Source organism: Kocuria sp. KKT182, from assembly GCF_055635395.1.
Genome location: NZ_CM145757.1, coordinates 1,824,469 through 1,841,119 on the forward strand (window position 1 = coordinate 1,824,469; position 16,651 = coordinate 1,841,119).

Below are 16,651 nucleotides of genomic sequence, written 5' to 3' on the forward strand. Positions count from 1 at the left end.
CTCCTCCGCGTCGCGGGACGGAACCGGGGCCTGCACGGATCGGGGACGCGGATCAGATGGAGTACTCGGGGGCCGCCCACACGACGACCTCGGGGTGCTCGTAGAAGCGGTAGCCCTGGCCGCGGACGGTGCGCACGGTGTTCGCGAGCCGGCCGAGCTTGGAGCGCAGGCGCCGGATGTGCACGTCGATGGTCCGCTCGTTGGGCACCTCCTCGGAGTCGCGCCACAGGCTGTGCAGCAGCTCGTGGCGGCCCACGGTCCGGCTGCCGTTCTCCACGAGGTAGTTCAGCAGCTCGAACTCCTTGAACGTGAGGTTCAGGAGGCCGCCGTCGAGGAAGACCTCCCGGCGGGAGAGGTCGATGAGCACCCCGGTGGACTGGCTGGTCTTCGTCTCGGGCGCCGGCGCGGGCGCGGCGGGCGCCGTGGGCCGCACGGCCCCCGAGGTGGGGTCGCCCAGGGCGTTGCGCACGACCTCGAGGTCGGTGCCGGCGGTGTTGGCGGGAGCCAGCGCCACGGCGGCGTAGGAGTCGGCCTGCGGGACCAGCTGCTGGGCGTACGCCCGGATGCTCTGGACCATCTTGACCAGCGAGGTGCCGCTGGCCGCCGCGGTCTCCTCGTCGAGACCCACGTAGATCACGAACCCGCGCGCCTCGTTCTCCTGCACCTGCGGACGCGGCGCCGTGTCCCGCTGCAGGCGGGTGGGGAGCGGGGTCTCGCCCGGCGCGGCCGACATGGGGCCGATCGTGCTCCGGAGGCTGCGGTAGTCGGCGGGGGCGGTCTGCCCCCGCTCGGGGGCCGCGGCCGGACCGCGGACAGCACGGGCCTCGCTCGTGCGGTTGCGCTGGGAAATGTGCACGTATCCCGGTGTGCCTGGCATCTGGTGCCCCTCGTCTTTCCGTCGTGCGGCGGACGAGGTTCCGTCCGCCTGAGTCGATCCGCCCCTCGGAACGGCCCCGCCGCTCCCAGCTCCCGAACCGGCCCGCTCCGTGGTGGTCGGGGAGGGTCCCCGCGAAGCTGGCAAATTCCTGACAGTGGCGTTGCTCTCATGGTCCACCAGCCCCCTGGATCCCGCAAGTAATATTCGAGGCGTTATCTCACGATGCGAGATTCGAACGACGGCTGTCCAAGTGCTCCGCCAAAATGAACCTCCTTCACCTTGCGGCTGTGATGCCGTTTTCCGTCCGACCCCCGGGATATCAGACCTCTGGGACCATCCGGGGGCTTTTCCGCCCCTCAAGCAGGTCCCGATCCTGTTGTCAAGACGGCTTCGTCGGTGAACTCTTCGTCTCACGATGTGAACACGTGGCCGGAGGTCGAAAAAAGGCCCGCCGAGGACGTCGGCGGGCCTTTTCAGCGCGTGGTCTGCGGTGTCACGGGACGGCGGTCAGTCGACCACGCCGTAGAGCCGGTCCCCGGCGTCCCCGAGGCCCGGGACGATGTAGGCGTTCTCGTCGAGCCGTTCGTCCCTCGCAGCCAGGACGATGTTGACCTCGGAGTCCCCCAGCTCCTCCTCGAGGGCGGCCAGGCCCTCGGGGGCGGCCAGGAGGCAGACGCACGTGATCTGCTCGGCCCCGCGGCGGTAGAGGAACTTGATCGCCTCCCGCAGCGTCCCGCCCGTGGCCAGCATCGGGTCGAGGACGAAGACCTGGCGGCCGGTGAGGTCGTCGGGCAGCCGCTCGGCGTAGGTGATGATGTCGAGGGTGTCCTCGTTGCGGGCCATGCCGAGGAAGCCCACCTCGGCCGTGGGGATCAGCCGGGTCATGCCCTCGAGCATGCCCAGGCCCGCACGGAGGATCGGCACGACCAGCGGCCGTGGCTTCGACAGCCCCACGCCCGTGGTGCGCGTGACCGGCGTGTCGATCTCCACCGGTTCCACGCGGACGCCCCGGGTGGCCTCGTACGCGAGCAGCGTCACGAGCTCCTCGACGAGCAGGCGGAACACCGGGGACGTGGTGTTCTTGTCCCGGAGCACGGTCAGTTTGTGTGCCACCAATGGGTGGTCGAGAACGGTCACTCGCATGGACCAAAATTACCATCGGGCCACGGGGGCGCCCCGCCCCCTCGCCGGACCCCGCCCGGCCCGGCGACCCGCCCAGGAGGAGAACCGCATGGCACTGCCCCCGCGCACCCGCTCCGAGGCCCGGGCGGAGGAGTGGATGCGGCTGGCCCTCGCCGAGGCCCGGGCGGCGCTCAGGACGCAGGACGTGCCGATCGGCGCCGTCGTGGTCGGCCCGGACGGGACGGTGGTCGGCCGGGGCCGCAACCGCCGGGAGGCCGACGGCGACCCCACCGCCCACGCCGAGATCCTGGCGCTGCGCGACGCCGCCCGCGCCCTGGGCTCGTGGCGGCTGGACGGCTGCACGCTGGTGGTGACCCTCGAGCCCTGCGCGATGTGCGCGGGCGGGATCGTCCTGGCCCGCGTGCCCCGCGTGGTCCTGGGCGCGTGGGACGACAAGGCCGGGGCGGCCGGCTCCGTCCTCGACGTGCTCCGGGAGCGGCGGCTCAACCACTGGGTGGAGGTGACCGGCGGCGTGCTGGCCGAGGAGTGCTCCCGGCTGCTCCTCGACTTCTTCGCGGAGCACCGGCGCGGCGGGGACGACAGCGCCGGGCCCGCCGCTCCCGGTCCCGCCGGCCCCGCGGGTTTTGGCGGTTGAGCTCGCCAGCCGGTACAGTACTGCGAGCTGGTGACGTGTCCGAGCGGCCGAAGGTGCATCACTCGAAATGATGTTTGGTGTAAGAGCCAACGAGGGTTCAAATCCCTCCGTCACCGCCAGTCGGGAAGGCCCCGGGTCCTGAGGGATCCGGGGCCTTCCGCATGCCCGCCCGCCGGTCCCGCCCCGTCCGGCGCCCCCGGAGGACGTGGACGGCCCCGGCCCGGGGCGGCCGGCGGCGGGGAGCGCGGGCCGCCGTTGGATACCGTGGTGGCGATCACCACGCCCGCCGTGCGGCGGGCCCGGACGGAAACGGAAGAGGGGCAGCATGACGACGTCGGCGCAGGCAGTCGGACACCTGGGAGCGGACGGGGAGGAGTACCCGGACGCGTACTTCGTGCGGCTGGACCGCACCCGGTTCCGCTCGACGCTGCACTCGCAGGGCGCGTGGAGCGAGGCCGAGCAGCACATGGGCGCCGCCTCGGGGCTGCTCGCCCACGCCGTGGAGGCCGACCACCCGCGCGCGGACCTCCTGCCCGTGCGCTTCTCCTACGACATCCTCGGCTTCATCCCCGGCGGCGAGGTCGAGGTGACCACGCGCGTGGTCCGCCCGGGCCGCACCATCGAGCTGGTCGAGGCCACCATGAGCCACGCCGGGCGCTCCTGCATCCGGCTGAGCGTGTGGCGGCTGCTCCGGGGCGAGACCGCCGACACCGCCGGCACGCACCGGGAGGCCCTGCCGCCGGTGGGCGACGCCCTGCCCGCCACGATGACCGGGCGGTGGCCGGGCGGCTACATCGCCTCCCTCGAGGGCCGCACCGTGCGCGAGCACCGGCCCGGCCGGGCGGCCATGTGGCTGCGCGCGCCGCACGCCGTCGTCGCCGGGGAGGAGTCCTCCACCACGGCGCGGTTCCTGGCGGCCGTGGACGCCGCCAACGGCATCGCCGTGCGGGTGGGCCCCGACGAGATGGTCTTCCCCAACGTGGACCTGAGCGTGCACCTGGTCCGGGAGCCGGTCTCCCCGTGGGTGGGCCTCGACACGCACGTCACCTTCGGCGACACCGGCGTGGGCCTCACCGAGTCCGCGCTGCACGACGAGGCCGGCTACCTGGGCCAGGTCGCCCAGTCCCTGACGATCCGGCCGCTCCCGGTCTCCGGCTGAGCCGAGCCGGACGGGCCGGGCGCGGGCCCCGGCCCGTCGGTGGGCGCCGCCGCGCGACCGTACAATGGGGCGGGATTTCCGACGTCGAGACCAGGGGCGACCGCGCCCCGAGGAGGACACCCAGTGAGCAGCATCAACATCACCGTGATCGACCGCGAGGGCAACCGCACCGAGGGCGTCGAGTGGAAGGACTACGAGAGCCTCATGGAGGCCCTCACCCGCCACAAGTACCCGATCCTCGCGACCTGCGGCGGCAACGCGTCCTGCTCCACCTGCCACTCCTACCTCGACCAGACCTCCTTCTCGAAGGCCAACGAGATCAACGACGAGGAGGAGGACCTCCTCGACATGCTCGACGACACCCGCCACGACACCTCCCGGCTCAGCTGCCAGGTCGAGTGGGCGGAGGAGCTCGACGGCGCCGAGGTCACCATCGCCCCCGAGTGGTGAGCCCCCCGTCCCCGCGGGGACGCCCCCGCCAGCCCTGACCAGACCCCGGACGGACCGGCCTCGCCGGCGCGCAGGAAAGTGGACCATGACCGACATCCGCGAGGACCTCACCACCCGCGCCGCCTACGTCTCGGACGCGTCGATCTACCGGCGGCTGCCCGAGGCGGTGGCCGAGCCGCGCAGCGTCGAGGAGGTCCGCGAGCTGCTGGCGCTGGCGAAGGAGCGGGGCTGGTCGGTGGTCTCCCGCGGCGGCGGCACCTCCGTGGCGGGCAACGCGATCGGCGACGGGCTGGTCATCGACACCTCCCGGCACTTCAACAGGATCCTGTCGATCGACCCCGAGGCGATGACCGCCACGATCGAGCCCGGGGTGATCTGCGACCAGCTGCGCTCCGCGGCGTCCGAGTTCGGCCTCACCTACGGACCCGACCCCTCGACGCACTCGCGGTGCACGATCGGCGGGATGGTCGCCAACAACGCCTGCGGCTCCCACTCCGTGGCGTGGGGCACGTCCGCGGACAACCTGGTCTCGCTGAAGGTCATGCTCGCCGACGGCCGGGTGGTGGAGCTGCACGAGGGCGGCACCTCCGAGCCGGGGATCGACCGGGCGCTGACCGGGATCCGGGACCGGCACCTGGCCATGCTGCGCACCGAGCTCGGCCAGTTCCCGCGCCAGGTCTCCGGGTACGGGCTGCACTACCTGCTCGGCGAGAAGGGCTTCGACGCCGCCAAGGCCTTCGCCGGCACGGAGGGCACCTGTGGGGTCATCACCGAGCTCACGGTCCGTCTGGTCCGCAGGCCCGCCCACACGGCCCTGGCCGTGCTGGGCTTCGAGGACGCGTTCGAGGCCGCCACGGCGGCGCCGAAGCTGCGCGTGCCCGGGGTGTACACCATCGAGGGCATGGGCGCGGACCTGCTCGACGCCCTGCGCACCCGGCAGGGCCAGGAGCACGCCGGCGGCGAGCTGCCCCGCGGCGGCGGCTGGCTCTACTGCGAGGTCGGCGCGGACACCCTCGAGGAGGCCGAGGCGGCCGCCCGCACCCTGCCGGGGCTCGTCCCGGAGAACGTCGTGGACTCCGTGATCGTCTCCGACGCGGGGCAGGCCCGCGCCCTGTGGCGGATCCGCGAGGCCGGCGCCGGGATCGTCACCCGCCTGCCCGACGGCGGGGAGGCCTGGCCGGGGTGGGAGGACTCCGCGGTGCCCCCGGCGCGCCTGGGCGAGTACCTGCGCGACCTCTACGACCTGCTGCACGAGCTGGGCCTCACCGGCATCCCCTTCGGGCACTTCGGGGAGGGCTGCGTGCACATCCGCATCTCCTTCGACCTCGGCACCGAGGAGGGGATGGCGACCTATCGCACGTTCATCGAGCGCGCCGCGCGGCTCGTGCACCGCTACGGCGGCTCGGTCTCCGGCGAGCACGGCGACGGCCGCGCCCGGTCCGAGCTGCTGGCCACGATCTACTCCCCCGAGGCCCTGGCCGCCTTCGCGGCGTTCAAGGCCGTCTTCGACCCGGACGGCGTCTTCAACCCCGGCGTGCTCGTGGACCCGGAGCCCATCGACCAGGGCGTGCGCCCCGGGCCCGGCGCCCGCACGTTCGAGCTGACGCCCGTGCATGCGTTCTCCCGCGACGGCGGCTCGTTCTCCAGCGCGGTCAACCGGTGCGTGGGCGTGGGCTCCTGCCGCTCCGACGTCGGCGCCATGTGCCCGTCCTTCCAGGCGACCCACGACGAGGTGCACTCGACCCGCGGCCGCGCCCGGTCCCTCGCCGAGATGCTGCGCGGGGAGTCCATCACGGACGGCTGGAAGTCGAAGGAGACCCTCGAGGCCCTCGACCTGTGCCTGTCCTGCAAGGCCTGCGCGTCCGAGTGCCCGGTCAACGTGGACATGGCGACGTACAAGGCCGAGTTCCTGCACCACCACTACCGGCACGGCCTGAGCTCCTTCCTGGGCCGGAACCGGCGGCCGATGGCCCACTTCACGATGGGCTGGATGCCGCTGCTGATGCGGATCGTGGAGAAGGTGCCCCTCTCCTTCCGGCTGATCAACCTCCTCGAGTCCCACCGCGGCGTCGAGGAGCTGACCAAGCGGCTCGGCGGGATCGAGCCGAGGCGGCGGATGATCACCTTCGCCGAGCAGCCGCTCACCCGGTGGTTCCGCGGCCGTCCCGCCGCGCGGTCCGGGGGCGGGCCCGCCGAGGCCCGACCGTCCGTGGTGCTGTGGCCGGACACGTTCACGAACTTCTCCGCCGACGCCCCCGGCCGGGCCGCCGTGGAGGTGCTCGAGGCCATGGGCTACCGGGTGCTGATGCCCATGGGCAACGTCTGCTGCGGGCTGACCTGGCACTCCACCGGGCAGCTGGAGATGACGCAGAAGGTGCTTCGCCAGACCCTGGACGTGATGGAGCCGCTGATCGAGGCCGGGTACCCGATCATCGGGCTCGAGCCCTCGTGCACGGTCATGCTCCAGGAGGAGATCACCGAGCTGCTCCCCGGCGACCCCCGGGCCCGGCGGGTCACCGAGCTGACGACGACGATCGGCGCGTTCGCGGCCCGCCACCTGGCCGAGGGCGGCGCGTGGCCGTTCCGGGAGCTGGCCACCGAGGCGGGCCCCGCCGGCGCCGTGTGCCAGGTCCACTGCCACCAGCAGTCCATGAGCGGCTACGGCCCGGAGCTGGAGGTCCTCGCGAAGCTGGGCGTGGACACTGCCGTGGTCGGCGGCGGGTGCTGCGGGCTCGCGGGCAACTGGGGCTTCGAGCCCGGCCACTACGAGGTCTCGCAGACCCTCGGCGAGCGGGAGCTGTTCCCCGCGATCCGCAGTGCGGCGGACGGGACGATCGTGCTCGCCGACGGCTTCTCGTGCCGCACCCAGATCGCCCAGGGCACGGGCGCGGACGGCGTCCACCTCGCCGAGGTGATGCGCGCGGCGCTGCCCCCGGCGGAGCCCGGCGAGCGGTAGCCCCGCTGGGAGCGGCCCCGGCCGGGGCGGGCGCCGCCTCCGGCAGCGGTGTCGGTGGCCCTGCCTAGAATGAAGCACCTGGGAGGGATCCCTTCCCGGGACGTGGTACGCCACGACGTCCGTCCGAGGAGGATATCCCCCCGTGTCTTCGCTCTCCCCCGCCCCCCGCCCCGTCCTGGGAGCCCTCGCCCTCGCCGCAGCCCTGCTCCTCACCGCCTGCGCGGGCGAGGAGCCGGAGCAGACCGGCACCGCCGACGCCCCCGCCGAGAGCGGGCCGGCCCCGACCTCGGCGGCGACCCCGGAGACCGCCCCGGCCACCGGGACGGAGGACACCACGGCCCCGGCCGAGGACCGGACCGGCGGGCAGGGCACCGCCGGTCCGGCGGAGGACCCGGCGGCGGAGAACCCGGCGGCGGAGCCCGCCGCGGACGGGCCGGCGGCGGACCGGACGGACGACGACAGGGCCGACGACGACGGGCCGGACGAGGCTGCGGCGGAGCGGACGGACGGCGGCGCCCCCGACGCCGGCGCGGAGGGCGAAGGCACGGCCGCCCGCGGCGGCACCGCGGGCACCGGCACCGGCGGCTCGCCCCTGTGCACCACCTCCCGGCTCGAGGTCGCGGCCGCCCCCGTGGGCGGCGCCGCCGGCTCCGTCCACGTGGACGTCGTCCTCACCAACGCGGGCGAGGACCCGTGCACGCTCGCCGGCTACGCCGGGGTGTCCTTCGTCGACGCCGACGGCACGATGATCGGCTCCCCGGCCCTGAGGGACGCCACCGTCCCCGGCACCGGGCAGGTCCTGGCACCCGGGGAGTCCGTCACCGCCGGCCTGCGCATCAGCCAGGCCGGCAACCACCCGACCTGCGACGCCCGGACCGCCACCGGTCTGCGCGTCTACCCGCCCGAGAACACGGAGTCCGTCGTGATCCCCTTCCCCGTGGAGGCCTGCGGCGATCCGCGGATCCACCAGCTCGAGATCCAGGGCTTTGGCGCCTGAACCAGCCCTGAGCCTGTTCACCGAGCACACCCGGGCCTGGTTCTCGGGTGCGTTCGCCGCGCCCACCGCCGCCCAGGAGGGCGCGTGGCGGGCCATCGCCGCGCGGCGCCACGCCCTGATCGTGGCGCCCACCGGCTCGGGCAAGACCCTGGCCGCGTTCCTGTGGGCCCTGGACCGGTTCGTGGCGGAGGCCGCGCCCGGCGCCGGGACGCCGGCCGCCGGGCCCGCCCCCGGCCCTGCGGGCGGCGCCCCGGCCCCCGGCGGGACCCTGCGGGCCAAGGCCCGCTCCGCGAGCGCCGCGGGCGAGCGGCGCGGGACCCGCGTCCTCTACATCTCCCCGCTCAAGGCCCTGGGCGTGGACGTGGAGCGCAACCTGCGGGCCCCCCTGATCGGCATCTCGCAGACTGCCCGGCACGCCGGGATCGAGCCGCCGGAGATCAGCGTGGGCGTCCGCTCCGGAGACACACCGCAGGCGATCCGCCGGGCCCTGCTCACGAACCCCCCGGACATCCTCATCACCACCCCCGAGTCGCTGTACCTGATGCTGACCTCCAAGGCGCGGGAGACCCTCACGGACGTGCAGACGGTCATCGTGGACGAGGTGCACGCCGTGGCCGGCACCAAGCGGGGCGCGCACCTGGCGCTCACGCTCGAACGGCTGGACGCCCTGCTGGAGCAGCCGGTGCAGCGCATCGGGCTGTCCGCGACCGTCGAGCCGATCGAGACGGTCGCCCGGTTCCTGGGCGGCCGGGAGCCGGTCACCGTCGTCGCGCCGCGCACGGAGAAGACGTGGGACCTCACCGTCTCGGTGCCCATCCCGGACATGACCGTGCTGGGCGGGCCGAGCGCCTCGCCGTCCCTGGCCGGCTCGGCCTTCGGGGACGACGACCTCGACGCCCTCGCCCCCACGACCACGGCGTCGATCTGGCCGCACGTCGAGGAGCGGGTCGTGGACCTGGTGCTCGAGAACCGGTCGACCATCGTGTTCGCCAACTCCCGCGGCCTCGCCGAGAAGCTCACCGCGCGGCTCAACGAGATCTACGCGTTCCGCGTGGAGCACGCGGACCCGCACGACGGGCCCCGGGACGGCGCCCCCGCGGACGGCGCCGGTCCGGGCGACGACGGGGCGCCGGGGCCCCCTGCCGGCTCCGCGCCCCAGCAGGTCGGGGACGTGCTGCGCTCCGCCCTCGCCGGGCAGGAGCCGGCCGCGGCCCGCGGGCCCGCCGCCCCCGAGCCCGCGGACCTGCGCCGGCAGACCGGCCGCTACGAGGGCGCGGCGCCGGTGCTGGCCCGCGCCCACCACGGGTCGGTCTCGAAGGACCAGCGGGCGGTGATCGAGGACGACCTCAAGACCGGACGGCTGCGCTGCGTGGTGGCCACCTCCTCCCTGGAGCTGGGCATCGACATGGGTGCGGTGGACCTGGTGGTCCAGATCGAGGCCCCGCCCTCGGCGGCCTCGGGCCTCCAGCGCGTGGGCCGCGCCGGCCACCAGGTGGGCGAGGTCTCGCGCGGCTGGTTCTACCCGAAGCACCGCGGGGACCTGCTGGACGCCGCCGTCACGGTGGAGCGGATGCTGCAGGGACGGATCGAGCCGCTCGCGGTCCCGCTCAACCCCCTGGACGTCCTGGCCCAGCAGACGGTCGCGGCGACCGCGCTGGGGCCGATCGACGTCGAGGAGTGGTTCGACACCGTCCGCCGGTCCTGCCCGTTCCTGACCCTGCCCCGCTCCGCCTACGACGCGACCCTGGACCTGCTCGCGGGCCGCTACCCGTCCGACGAGTTCGCCGAGCTGCGCCCGCGGATCGTGTGGGACCGGGAGACCGGCACCATCGAGGGCCGGCCCGGGGCGCAGCGCCTGGCCGTGACCTCCGGCGGCACGATCCCGGACCGCGGCCTGTTCGCGGTCTACCTCGTGGGCGAGCAGGACGGGAAGAACTCCCGGCGGGTAGGCGAGCTCGACGAGGAGATGGTCTACGAGTCCCGCGTGGGGGACGTGATCGCCCTGGGCGCCTCGAGCTGGCGGATCGAGGAGATCACCCACGACCGCGTCATCGTCTCCCCCGCCCCCGGTGTGCCGGGCAAGCTCCCGTTCTGGCACGGCGACGGCCCCGGCCGGCCCGTGGAGCTGGGCCGCGCGGTGGGCCGGTTCAACCGCGAGATCGCCGGGGCCTCCGCGGAGGACGCCCGCGCCCGGCTGCGCGCGGCCGGTCTCGACGAGTGGGCCGCCGACAACCTGCTGGCCTACGTGGGCGAGCAGAAGGAGGCCGTGGGGCAGGTCCCGTCGGACCGGCTGTTCGTCGTCGAACGCTTCCACGACGAGCTCGGGGACTGGCGCGTGGTGCTGCACTCCCCGTTCGGGATGCCCGTGCACGCCCCGTGGGCGCTGGCCGTGGGGGCCCGGCTGCACGAGCGGTACGGCCTCGACGGCTCCGCGCAGGCCGCCGACGACGGGATCGTGCTGCGCGTGCCGGCCATGGAGGACGAGCCCCCGGGGGCGGAGCTGTTCCTCTTCGACGCCGACGAGCTCGACCAGATCGTCACCGAGGAGGTGGGCGGCTCCGCACTGTTCGCCTCCCGGTTCCGGGAGTGCGCCGCCCGGGCCCTGCTGCTGCCCCGGCGCGACCCCGGCCGGCGCTCCCCGCTGTGGCAGCAGCGCCAGCGCTCGGCGCAGCTGCTGGACGTCGCCCGGAAGTACCCGCAGTTCCCGATCATCCTCGAGACGATCCGCGAGTGCCTCCAGGACGTCTACGACCTGCCCGCGCTCAAGGAGCTGCACCGAGCGGTCGAGCGGCGCGCGATCCGGGTGGTCGAGACCACCACGGAGCAGCCCTCGCCCTTCGCCCGGACCCTGCTCTTCGGCTACGTGGCCCAGTTCCTCTACGAGGGCGACTCCCCGCTGGCGGAGCGCAAGGCGGCCGTCCTGTCCCTCGACGCCGCCCTGCTCAACGAGCTCCTGGGCCGCGCCGAGCTGCGGGAGCTGCTGGACCCCGACGTCATCGAGCGCACGGAGGCGGAGCTGCAGCGACTGGCCCCGGACCGGCGGCTGCGCGGGGTCGAGGGCGCGGCCGACCTGCTGCGCCTGCTCGGCCCGCTCACCACCGCCGAGGCCGTCCGCCGGCTCCAGGACCCCGGGGACCCGGAGTCCGCGTGCCCCGAGGACGTCGCCGCCGGGTGGCTCGAGCAGCTCGTGGCCGCCAACCGCGCCCTGCGCGTGCACCTGCGCGGCGTCGAGCACTGGGCCGCGATCGAGGACGCCTCCCGGCTGCGCGACGCGCTCGGCGTGCCCCTGCCCATGGGGGTGCCGCTGGCCTTCGTGGAACCGGTCGAGGACCCGCTGGCCGACCTCGTCTCCCGCTACGCCCGCACCCACGGGCCGTTCACCGTGGACGAGGCCGCGGCGCGGCTCGGGCTGGGCACGGCCGTGGTGCGCACCACGCTGGAGCGGCTGGCCGCGGACCGGCGCGTGGTCGAGGGCGAGTTCCGGCCGGTGCGCCCCGACGGCGGCGGGGCCGGCCCGGCGGCCTCCGAGTGGTGCGAGTCCGAGGTGCTGCGCCGGATCCGGCGCCGCTCGCTGGCCGCGCTGCGCCGGGACGTTGAGCCCGTCTCCGGGCAGGTCTACGCCCGGTTCCTGCCGGCCTGGCAGCACGTGGGCCGGGGCCACCAGCTGCGCGGCGAGGACGGGGTGCTGACGGTGGTGGACCAGCTCGCGGGCGTCGCCGTCCCCGCCTCGGCCTGGGAGCCGCTGGTGCTCGCCGCCCGGGTGGCGGACTACCGGCCCGAGCTGCTGGACGAGCTGACCGCCACCGGGGAGATCCTGTGGTCCGGGGCCGGGTCCCTGGCGGGCGACGACGGATGGGTGTCGCTGCACCTGAGCGAGGCGGCCCAGCTCACCCTGCCCCCGGCCGAGACCCTCGAGGTCGCGGCGTCGGCCCTGGACTCCACGCTGGAGCGGCGGGTCCTCGACGTCCTGGCCCCCGGCGGCGCGTGGTTCTTCCCGCAGCTGTTGGGCCTGCTCGACGCCGCCGGGGACCCGGTTCCCGCCCCGGCGCTGACCACCGCGCTGTGGAACCTCGTCTGGTCCGGGCTGATCACCAACGACACCTTCCTGCCCGTGCGCACCCTGCTCTCCGGCGGGCAGGCCGCCCACCGGCACCGGGCCCAGGCCCCGCGGGGACGCACCACGTCCCGCCGGGGCGCCGCCCGGCTGCGGCCCGGCGCGGCCTCCCGCCCGGGGATCGGCGGGGCGCTGCGCGCCCCGGCGCGGGCGGCCACCCTGGAGCGCCACGACTCCCCGCTCGTGGCCGGGCGCTGGTCGATGCTGCGCCCCGAGCCCCTCGACCCCACGCTGCGGGCGTCGGCCACCGCGGAGCTGCTCATGGACCGCTACGGCGTGGTGACCAAGGGCCCCGTGGCGGTCGAGGAGCTCCCCGGCGGCTTCGCCACCGTCTACAAGGTGCTCTCCACGCTCGAGGACACGGGCCGGGCCCGCCGCGGCTACTTCATCGAGGGCCTGGGCGCCGCCCAGTTCGCGCAGGCCGCCACGGTGGACCACCTGCGCACGTTCAGCACCGACGACCAGGTCCGCGCCGAGGAGCCCGTGGCGCTGGCGCTCGCCGCGACCGACCCCGCCAACCCCTACGGGGCGGCCCTCGAGTGGCCGGAGCCCGTGTCCGTGCCCGCCCCGGACGGCCGGGACGCGCCCGCGGGGCGGCACCGGCCCGGGCGCAAGGCGGGCGCCGTCGTCGTGCTCGTGGACGGCGCCCTGGCCCTGTACGTGGAGCGCGGCGGGCGGACCGTGCTCGCGTACACCGACGACGCGGCCGCCCTGGCCGCCGCCGGACCCGCCGTGGCCGAGATCGTCCGCCGGGGCGCGGTGGACAAGCTGACCGTCGAGAAGGTCAACGGCGCCGGGGTCCTGGGGCACGGCCCCGTCGAGACCGCGGTGCGGGAGTCCCTGCTGGCCGGCGGGTTCTACTCGACGCCGCGCGGCCTGAGGATGCGCCGATGAGCGCGGACCCGAGCACCGGGGGCGGCCGTGCCCGAGGGTGACACCGTCTACCGCCAGGCCGTCCTGCTGCGCCGCGCCCTGGCCGGGAGGATCCTGACCCGCAGCGACCTCCGGTTCCCGTCGATCGCCACCGCGGACCTCTCGGGGCGCACCGTGACCGAGGTGGTGCCGCGGGGCAAGCACCTGCTGGTCCGCACCGACGGCGGGCCCGACGGCCTGCCCCCGCTCACCCTGCACTCCCACCTGCTCATGGAGGGCATGTGGCACGTCTACCCGCGGGGCGCCCGGTGGCGGCGCCCCGGCCACCAGGCGCGGGCGGTGCTCGAGAACGCGGCCGCGCAGGCCGTCGGCTTCGACCTCGGCATGCTGGACCTCGTGGCCACCGCCGACGAGGACGAGCTCGTGGGCCACCTCGGCCCGGACCTGCTGGGCCCCGACTGGGACCGGGCGGAGGCCCTGGCCCGGCTCGCCCGCCACCCGCTCCGGCGCGTGGGGGCCGCGCTGATGGACCAACGCAACCTCGCCGGCATCGGCAACGTCTACCGCAACGAGATCCTGTTCCTCCAGCGGCTGCACCCCTTCACCCCGGTGGCCGAGGTCCCGGTCCTCGGCGCGGTCGTGGACCTCTCCCACCGGCTGCTGCACGTCAACCGGGACCGCTCGCAGCGCTCCACGGTGGGGGGCCCGGCCCGTCGCGGCGAGCAGTTCTGGGTCTACGGCCGCGGCCGGCAGCCGTGCCGCCGGTGCGGGGCCCCGGTCCGGGAGGCGCGGATCGACGACGCCGAGCTCGTGCCCGGCGAGCCGTACCCCGGGCCGCCGCGGGACCGGGCGGTGTGGTTCTGCGAGCGCTGCCAGCCCCTCCCCTCCTGAGTCCGGCCGCCGCGGCTTATCATGAGATCGCCGCCCCAGCGGCCCGACACCATGAGGAGGCACCATCAACACGACCCTGCTCGGCGCAGAGTACTTCGCGGCACCCGAGGACGGCACGGACGGCGAGGTGTTCCGCTCCGCTTCCCGTGCCTCTGCCGCGGCCCTGGACCAGCGCGAGGACGTGGTCCGCTACAAGGACCGCTTCGCGCTGCGGATCACGGACCAGACCCCGCACGACGTCATGGTCCAGAACCTGCTCTTCCTGCGCGGGGTCCTGGACTCGGCGGGCGTCGACTACCTGCTGGTGCGGGGCAACGACGAGCGCCCCGTCATCGCCGTGGACCTCAAGGACCGGCCCCGGCTCCGGCAGGCCCTGGTGGACGCGGCCGTGGGCGAGCCGTACTACGTCAAGCCGATGGACACCAAGAAGAAGACCGTGCAGCTGCTGGCCGACGGCGAGCTGTCCTCGCGCCGCAACGCGCGGGTCCTGCGGCTGTTCCGGCCCCACTACTCCGCGGAGGCCAGGCTCTACTACGGCGCCGGCACCGGGGTGCAGGTGGAGCTGTGGGAGTTCGGCGAGGACGAGATCCGGCTGCCCATCGAGAACTCGCTGACCCGGCGCACCGTCCCGGTGGCCGAGGCCGTGCGCGGCACCGTGGAGCGCTTCGGCCTCACCTGGCCCACGATCGAGAACATGTTCGCCGACCACGCCATCGACATCGACTTCGCGGTCGACATGATCTTCTCGTGGGTGGACGGCTCCGACGAGGAGTACCGCAGGGTCCGGGCCTCGTACATGGCCGACGCCGTGGTGGGCGAGGGCGACGCGCACGAGGCCCGCTTCCGGCAGGTCGACGAGCTGAAGTACGCCCTGCGCTCGGTGCACATGTTCGCCCCCTGGGTGCGCAACATCTACATCGCCACCGACTCCCGGCCGCCGGCGTGGCTGGCCGAGCACCCGCGCGTGCGGGTCGTGCGCAGCGAGGAGTTCTTCGCGGACACCTCGGCCCTGCCAATCTACAACTCCCAGGCGGTGGAGGCGCAGCTGCACCACATCGAGGGGCTCTCGGAGCACTACCTGTACTCCAACGACGACATGTTCTTCGGCCGCCCGATCGGCCCGGCGCTGTTCTTCTCCCCGGGCGGGATCACGAAGTTCGTGGAGAACGAGACCCGCATCGGCCTGGGCGAGAACTCCGCCGAGCGCTCCGGCTTCGAGAACGCCGCCCGCGTCAACCGCCGGCTCCTGTGGGAGCGCTTCGGCCGGATCACCACCCGCCACCTGCAGCACTGCGCCGCGCCCCTGCGGCGCAGCGTGGTGGCCGAGATGGAGCGGGAGTTCCCGGCGGAGTTCGCCCGCACCGCGTCCAGCCGCTTCCGCGCGGCGGACAACATCTCGGTGACGAACTCGCTCTACCACTACTACGCGCTGCTGACCGGCCGGGCCGTGACCCAGGAGACGGCCCGCACGGAGTACGTGGACACCACCACGCGCGCCGGGCTGCAGCAGATGGAGAAGATGCTCGTTCGCCGCAACCTCGACATGTTCTGCCTCAACGACGGCAGCTTCCCGGAGGTGCCCGGTCCCGAGCGCGCGGAGCGGATGACGGAGTTCCTGGAGCGCTACTACCCCATCAAGGCTCCCTGGGAGAAGTGACCGCGGAGAATGAGCGGGGCCGGTGCGGGATCCCGCACCGGCCCCGCTCGCTCTCCGCGGCTCGACGACCGCCGCGTCCGAGCCGGGGCTCAGGTGCGCGGCCGGTCCCCGGGGCCGGGGTCGCCGGCGGGGCGGGCGCTGCCGTCGTGCAGGGTGTCCCCGTGCAGGGTGTCGCCGTCGTGCCGGGTCCGGGTGTCCGGTCCGGCGTCGCCGTCCTGCCAGGGGGCCTCGTCGGAGCGCGTCCCGGAGGCGCGATCGGTGACGTCCTCGCGGCGTCCGCGGGAGGCATCAGAAGGGGTGGAGTCGTCCCCGTCCGGGACGAGCGAGGCGGCGTCCCGGCGATGGGTCTCCGCCTCCTGGCGGACCTTCTCGGCGTCCTCGGTGCGCCGCTGGGCGTCCTGCTCGAGGCGGTCGGCCTCGATCCGGGCCTTCTCGGCCTCGGCGCGGGCCGCGTCCGCGTCCGCCTTCCGCTCGCGGGCCGAGAGGTCCTCCTCCTCGCTGCGGGCGCGCAGCTCGGCGGCGCGTTGCTGGTTCTCCCGCCGCTCCACGGCCTCGCGCTCCTTCTTCTTGCGGCTCCCGGCCAGCACGGCCAGGACGACCACGGCCAGCACGGCCAGGGCCAGCACGATCCAGATCCAGGTTTCCATCGGATGTTCCTCCTCGGTAGGTCCCCACGTTCCTCAATAGAAGCAGAGCCGGACGGGTCCGGCTACAGGCCCCGGCGCCCCGGCGGGCGGCTCCGTGCCGGAGCACCCCGGGGTCGTGCCACCGGCACGGGGCGCACCGGCCGCCGGGCGGCGTGCGCGGGAGACCCGCGCCGCCCGGGTGCGTGCTCCGCCGGCGCAGTGGCCGGGGGATCGTGCCTTGCCAGCGGCGGTTTCGGCAGCACGCTTCCCGCTC

Annotated in this window: 11 protein-coding genes and 1 tRNA gene; 9 read left to right on the forward strand and 3 right to left on the reverse strand. The window is 74.6% G+C overall.

Going from position 1 to position 16,651, the window contains the following annotated elements; translation table 11 throughout:
- Positions 1-52: 52 nt before the first annotated feature.
- Entirely contained in the window at positions 53-877 is an 825-nt protein-coding gene (locus ACZ2G1_RS08425; protein ID WP_035927744.1) for a winged helix-turn-helix domain-containing protein, read from the reverse strand.
- Positions 878-1,384: 507 nt separating this feature from the next.
- Positions 1,385-2,020, reverse strand: coding sequence for a uracil phosphoribosyltransferase (upp, locus tag ACZ2G1_RS08430; protein ID WP_031283230.1), 636 nt, complete (start codon positions 2,018-2,020; stop codon positions 1,385-1,387).
- An 88-nt stretch (positions 2,021-2,108) separates the two neighbouring features.
- Here upp and tadA point away from each other — a divergent pair, with 88 nt between their 5' ends.
- The 9 genes from tadA (at position 2,109) to ACZ2G1_RS08475 (ending at position 15,751) form a co-directional block, all read left to right on the forward strand.
- A complete protein-coding gene (gene tadA, locus ACZ2G1_RS08435; protein ID WP_109221733.1) occupies positions 2,109-2,654 on the forward strand; it encodes a tRNA adenosine(34) deaminase TadA in 546 nt (181 codons plus the stop codon).
- A gap of 29 nt (positions 2,655-2,683) precedes the next feature.
- Positions 2,684-2,773, forward strand: a tRNA-Ser gene (locus tag ACZ2G1_RS08440).
- Positions 2,774-2,979: 206 nt separating this feature from the next.
- Positions 2,980-3,813 carry a thioesterase family protein gene (locus ACZ2G1_RS08445; protein ID WP_035927749.1) on the forward strand — a complete coding sequence of 278 codons (834 nt, stop codon included), beginning with the start codon at positions 2,980-2,982 and terminating at the stop codon, positions 3,811-3,813.
- A 123-nt stretch (positions 3,814-3,936) separates the two neighbouring features.
- On the forward strand, positions 3,937-4,263 hold the full coding sequence (locus tag ACZ2G1_RS08450) for a 2Fe-2S iron-sulfur cluster-binding protein (protein ID WP_017833918.1): 327 nt from the start codon (positions 3,937-3,939) through the stop codon (positions 4,261-4,263).
- A gap of 85 nt (positions 4,264-4,348) precedes the next feature.
- The gene (locus ACZ2G1_RS08455) at positions 4,349-7,219 is read left to right on the forward strand and encodes an FAD-binding and (Fe-S)-binding domain-containing protein (RefSeq protein WP_017833917.1); all 2,871 of its coding nucleotides are present in this window, start codon (positions 4,349-4,351) and stop codon (positions 7,217-7,219) included.
- A 142-nt stretch (positions 7,220-7,361) separates the two neighbouring features.
- Positions 7,362-8,216, forward strand: a complete 855-nt coding sequence (locus ACZ2G1_RS08460) for a DUF4232 domain-containing protein (protein WP_470377688.1) — start codon at positions 7,362-7,364, stop codon at positions 8,214-8,216.
- A complete protein-coding gene (locus ACZ2G1_RS08465; RefSeq protein ID WP_470377689.1) occupies positions 8,206-13,224 on the forward strand; it encodes an Lhr family ATP-dependent helicase in 5,019 nt (1,672 codons plus the stop codon). Before ACZ2G1_RS08460 ends, ACZ2G1_RS08465 begins: the two co-directional genes overlap by 11 nt.
- Positions 13,225-13,251: 27 nt before the next feature.
- Positions 13,252-14,094, forward strand: coding sequence for a DNA-formamidopyrimidine glycosylase family protein (locus tag ACZ2G1_RS08470; RefSeq protein ID WP_109268501.1), 843 nt, complete (start codon positions 13,252-13,254; stop codon positions 14,092-14,094).
- A 127-nt stretch (positions 14,095-14,221) separates the two neighbouring features.
- A complete protein-coding gene (locus ACZ2G1_RS08475) occupies positions 14,222-15,751 on the forward strand; it encodes a stealth conserved region 3 domain-containing protein (RefSeq protein WP_470377690.1) in 1,530 nt (509 codons plus the stop codon).
- A gap of 89 nt (positions 15,752-15,840) precedes the next feature.
- Here ACZ2G1_RS08475 and ACZ2G1_RS08480 read toward each other — a convergent pair whose 3' ends face one another.
- Complete coding sequence (locus ACZ2G1_RS08480; RefSeq protein ID WP_017833912.1) at positions 15,841-16,398, reverse strand: hypothetical protein; 558 nt, start codon at positions 16,396-16,398, stop codon at positions 15,841-15,843.
- Positions 16,399-16,651: the final 253 nt, after the last annotated feature.